We start from the raw sequence: 4,486 nt of genomic DNA, 5'->3' as shown, positions 1-4,486 counted from the left end.
CTGGGTGAATGACAGCGAACACCTGCCTGACCTCGCTGAACTGGGCGTGGTGTTCCTGCTGTTTTCCCTGGGCCTGGAGTTCTCGCTGAGCAAAATGTTCGAGCTGCGCCGCGTGGTATTTGGCCTGGGCAGCCTGCAGGTGCTGGGGTGCGGGGTGCTGCTGGGGGGCCTGTTGATGGCCTTTGGCGTGTCGCCGAACATCGCCCTGCTGCTCGGTGCGGGGCTGGCGTTGTCGTCCACGGCCATCGTCAGCAAAGAGCTGGGCAGCCTCGGGGAGATCTTCAGCAGCCATGGCCAGAACGCGATTGGGGTGCTGCTGTTCCAGGATGTGGTAGCGGTGTTGCTGCTGACCCTGGTCCCGGTGTTCGCCGGTAGCAGCGAGCAGGCCTGGTATTGGGCCCTGCCGTTGACGCTGGGCAAGACGCTGTTGTTGTTCGTAGGCCTGTTGCTCGCCGCCCGCTGGTTATTGCCGCGTTTGTTCCGTGAAGTCGCCGCCTCCCATTCGGCCGAGCTGTTTGTGCTGCTGGCGCTGGTGATTGTGTTGCTGACCGCCTGGCTCACTCACCTGCTGGGCCTCTCCCCCGCGCTTGGCGCGTTCCTGGCCGGCATGCTGCTGGGGGAAAGCCATTACCGGCATCAGATCGAGGCGGATATCCGACCGTTTCGCGACATTCTGCTGGGGCTGTTTTTCGTCAGCATCGGCATGCTCATCGACCTGCAATTGTTCATCAGCCACAGCCTGCTGATCCTCGGCTTGACCCTGGCGCTGATGCTGACCAAAGGCTGCGTGGTCGCGGCACTGGTCAAACTGCGCGGCAGCGACCGAGAAACCGCCTGGCGCAGCGGTCTGGCCCTGGCTCAGGGCGGCGAGTTCTGCTTTGCGCTGATGGCGCAGATGCAGCAGAGCCGACTGATACCGGATGAGTTCAACGGGTTGCTGCTGGCCGCCACCTTCTGCTCGATGCTGCTGACCCCGCTGTTACTGCGGGCAGCACCGAGCATTGCCCTGCGCCTGCACCGCAAGCCCAACCAACAGGTGCAACTCGAAGCCATCACCGCGCTCAACGCGGAGTTACGTGACCATGCGGTGATCTGCGGTTATGGCCGCGTCGGGCAATCGATCGGGCGCTTTCTGCACCGTGAACAACAGGCGTTTATTGCACTGGATGACAACCCGGAACGGGTGCAGGAAGCCGCTACCGACGACAGCAGCGTGCATTATGGCGACTGCCGTCGTGGCGCCCTGCTCAGTGCGGTCGGCCTGGACCGTGCGCGCCTGGTGGTGATCGCCGTGGATAACACCGAGGTCGCTCTCGTGGTACTGAAGGAAGCCCGCCGGATCAACGCCGACGTACCGATCCTGGTGCGCACACGCGACGACAGCCAATTGGCCGAGCTGAAAGCCGCGGGCGCCAGCGAAGTGGTGCCCGAACTTCTGGAGTCGAGCCTGATGCTCGCCTCCCACGCCCTGATCCTGCTGGGCATACCAGACCAGCAGGTGCAAGCGCGGGTCGATGACGTGCGGCATAACCGCTACCGTCTGCTACACGGCTTTTACCCGCGGGCGACCCCTGACGAAGAGGCGCCGATCAATCCTGACTGATCGCACCGATCTTGTGGATCGACAGGTCCGCACCGTAGTACTCCTCTTCCTGGCTCAGGCGCAGCCCGTGTACGCGCTTGATCACGCCGTATACCAGCAGGCCGCCGGTAAACGCCACCGCCACACCCAACGCGGTGCCGATCAATTGGCTGATCAGGCTGACCCCGCCCAACCCACCAAGGGCGGTCTGGCCGAAGATGCCACAGGCAATCCCGCCCCACACGCCACACAGGCCATGCAGCGGCCAGACACCCAGCACGTCGTCGATCTTCCAACGATCCTGGGCAGCAATGAAGCACCACACAAACAGACCGCCGGCGACAACGCCCGTGACCAATGCACCCACCGGATGCATCAGATCGGAGCCGGCACAGATCGCCACCAGCCCGGCCAGCGGGCCGTTATGCAGGAAACCCGGGTCATTGCGGCCAATCACCAGCGCCGCGACTGTACCGCCGACCATGGCCATCAACGAATTGACTGCCACCAGGCCGCTGACGCCATTCAGGGTCTGCGCGCTCATCACGTTAAAGCCGAACCAGCCGACAATCAGAATCCACGAACCCAGCGCGAGGAACGGAATGCTCGACGGTGCAAAGGCCACCAGGCGACCTTCGCGATAACGCCCATTGCGCGGTCCGAGCAACAGCACCGCCGCCAACGCCAGCCAGCCACCCATGGCATGTACCACCACGGAACCGGCGAAATCATGGAAGCTGGCACCGAAGGTCGCGAGCAACCAGGCCTGCACGCCAAAATTGCCGTTCCACACCAGCCCTTCGAAAAACGGGTAGATAAACGCCACGATCAACGCGGTGGCGCACAACTGCGGAACAAATCGTGCACGCTCGGCAATGCCCCCGGAAATAATCGCCGGAATCGCTGCGGCAAAGGTCAACAGGAAGAAAAACTTCACCAGGCCGTAACCGTGATCGGCACTGATCACCGCCGCCGGCTGCATGAAGCTCACGCCATAAGAGATCCAATAGCCTATAAAGAAATAGGCCAGGGTGGAGATCGCGAAGTCACTGAGGATTTTCGACAGGGCGTTGACTTGGTTCTTCTGGCGCACGGTGCCGACTTCGAGGAAGGCGAAACCGGCGTGCATGGCGAGGACCATGACCGCACCAATCAGAATAAATAGGGTGTTAGAACTGTGGACGAGGGTGTCCACTGCACTTTGCAGATTTTCCATGGAGGTTGGCAGGCCTGCGATAAAGGCAAAAAGCACCAAAGCGGTTCAAGCCGGCGTTTCGCGCACTAAATTGGCCCCATCGGCCCCACCCTTCTTCAGAGGGCGTGAACCGCTTTAGCGCAGCGATCAGCACAGACGGCCATTCCCGACAGGGTTTTTCCGCGAGTTTCAGTTATATAGGGTAAGGTTTTCACCGGTTTGCGGCCCAACCGCCCAGATTCAGCGCAGGCCTCGGGGCCTGCGCACCAAGGAAAAGCAAAAGTTGTACCAGACAATTGCAATGAACCTTCACCGATGCCGGTGACTCGAAACCACACGTACCGAACAGCCACTCACGGAGATATCCATGGCCAGCAAAACAGCACAGACGGCTCAAGAAATACTGATGGCGGATTTTCAGACCCTGGTCAGTGACACCGAAAAGTTGCTGGACGACACCGCCATCCTGGCCGGCGACCAGGCCGACGAACTGCGCGCCAAGATCCACGACAGCCTGCTCAAGGCCCGTGAAACCCTGCAACTGACCGAAGACTCCCTGCGCGACCGCAGCAAGGCCGCCGTCACCGCGACCGAAGATTATGTGCAGGCCAACCCTTGGCAGTCGGTGGGCATTGCCGCCGGCGTGGGCTTTTTGATCGGCCTGCTTGCTACAAGGCGCTAATCCTATGTCTATCGGCGAATCCGGCTCGTCCACGGGCCCAAGTTCAACGTCCCGACGCCTGGGCGCAGCCGTACTGGGCTTGCTACACAGCCATGTCGAACTGTTCGGCATCGAGTTGCAGGAGCAGAAGGCCCGCACCGTCAGCCTGCTGCTGTTTGCCGGGCTGGCCCTGGTGTTTGCCCTGCTGTTGCTGGTGGGGTTGTCGACGTTGGTGATGATTCTGGTATGGGACACCGGCTACCGCCTGACCGGAATCATCTGCCTCTGTGTGTTCTATACCCTGGCCGCTGTGTTCTGCGCTGTGCGCTTGAAGGCGGCGGTGTTCGATGAATCCACGCCGTTCCACGCCACGCTCGAAGAGCTGGCCAATGACCGGGAGCGCCTGCTGCCATGAGCCTGACTGAATTCCCGCACACCCACTCGCGCCAGGAAATGCGCAAGGCGCTGATCCGCCTGCGCATGGAAATGCACCGCCAGGAAATCCGCCATGAGTCCCAGCAACTGATGGCGCCCCTGCACAAAGTGCGCAACATGGGCCAGAACTGGCAGGACAGCCTGGGTATCAAGCACGCGCCTCTGTGGGGCGTGGCAGCAGTGACGCTGATAGGTTTCTTCACCGGCAAGGGCGCCAAGGGCGGCAGTATCAGCAGCCTGACCCGCCTGGTGCGGCTGGGCGCTGGCTTGATCCCGCTGATCAAATTGGCCATGCAGGGCGCCTCACGCAAAGGTTGAGGCCTGCTGGCTGCATTCTTGCAAACACAATCGGCCCGGCCCTCGTCAACGAAGGCCGGGTCTTTTCTTGCCAACGCGTTAAGGAGGCCCCGTGATCGACGGGCAACCGCTCGCCTGCTTCCAGCCATTCATTGACACCGCCACCGGGCGCATTGCCGGCGTCGAAGCCCTTGGCCGTGACCTACAAGTCGCTGGCCGACGGTAAGAACATGGACATCTTCCTCGGCAACTGGATGCCGACCATGGAAAACGACATCAAGCAGTACCGTGATGCCGGCACCGTGGAAACCGTGCG

The 4,486-nt window shown here is 61.7% G+C and carries 5 protein-coding genes and 1 pseudogene; 5 read left to right on the top strand and 1 reads right to left on the bottom strand.

Annotation, left to right across the window (positions count from 1 at the left end):
* Positions 1–1,603: cation:proton antiporter (locus L9Z73_RS25920; RefSeq protein ID WP_247407253.1), on the top strand; the 1,603-nt coding region annotated here is incomplete at its 5' end.
* On the opposite strand, the gene L9Z73_RS25915 is transcribed toward L9Z73_RS25920, so the two are convergent.
* On the bottom strand, positions 1,590–2,798 hold the full coding sequence (locus tag L9Z73_RS25915; RefSeq protein WP_247407251.1) for an ammonium transporter: 1,209 nt from the start codon (positions 2,796–2,798) through the stop codon (positions 1,590–1,592). The two genes, L9Z73_RS25920 and L9Z73_RS25915, sit on opposite strands and share 14 nt — an antisense overlap.
* 346 nt (positions 2,799–3,144) lie before the next feature.
* On the opposite strand from L9Z73_RS25915, the gene L9Z73_RS25910 reads away from it, so the two are divergent.
* From L9Z73_RS25910 to L9Z73_RS25895, 4 genes and pseudogenes are all read left to right on the top strand, one after another.
* Complete coding sequence (locus L9Z73_RS25910; protein WP_017849423.1) at positions 3,145–3,459, top strand: DUF883 family protein; 315 nt, start codon at positions 3,145–3,147, stop codon at positions 3,457–3,459.
* Positions 3,460–3,463: 4 nt separating this feature from the next.
* On the top strand, positions 3,464–3,853 hold the full coding sequence (locus tag L9Z73_RS25905; RefSeq protein WP_247407249.1) for a phage holin family protein: 390 nt from the start codon (positions 3,464–3,466) through the stop codon (positions 3,851–3,853).
* Positions 3,850–4,191, top strand: coding sequence for a hypothetical protein (locus L9Z73_RS25900; protein ID WP_247407241.1), 342 nt, complete (start codon positions 3,850–3,852; stop codon positions 4,189–4,191). The genes L9Z73_RS25905 and L9Z73_RS25900 overlap by 4 nt, the downstream gene beginning before the upstream one ends.
* Before the next feature lie 176 nt (positions 4,192–4,367).
* Positions 4,368–4,486: pseudogene (locus tag L9Z73_RS25895) on the top strand (glycine/betaine ABC transporter substrate-binding protein); the annotation flags it as partial.

Origin of the sequence: Pseudomonas emilianonis, assembly GCF_023072625.1 — a bacterium.
Taxonomy (GTDB): Bacteria; Pseudomonadota; Gammaproteobacteria; order Pseudomonadales; family Pseudomonadaceae; genus Aquipseudomonas; species Aquipseudomonas paraveronii.
The sequence above is the reverse complement of the archived record's forward strand: the minus strand, read 5'-3'. Positions and strand labels throughout refer to the sequence as shown.

Coding starts and splice junctions, on each gene's coding strand:
- L9Z73_RS25915 (WP_247407251.1), bottom strand. CDS start 2,798: ATGGAAAATCTGCAAAGTGCAGTGGACACCCTCGTCCACAGTTCTAAC.
- L9Z73_RS25910 (WP_017849423.1), top strand. CDS start 3,145: ATGGCCAGCAAAACAGCACAGACGGCTCAAGAAATACTGATGGCGGAT.
- L9Z73_RS25905 (WP_247407249.1), top strand. CDS start 3,464: ATGTCTATCGGCGAATCCGGCTCGTCCACGGGCCCAAGTTCAACGTCC.
- L9Z73_RS25900 (WP_247407241.1), top strand. CDS start 3,850: ATGAGCCTGACTGAATTCCCGCACACCCACTCGCGCCAGGAAATGCGC.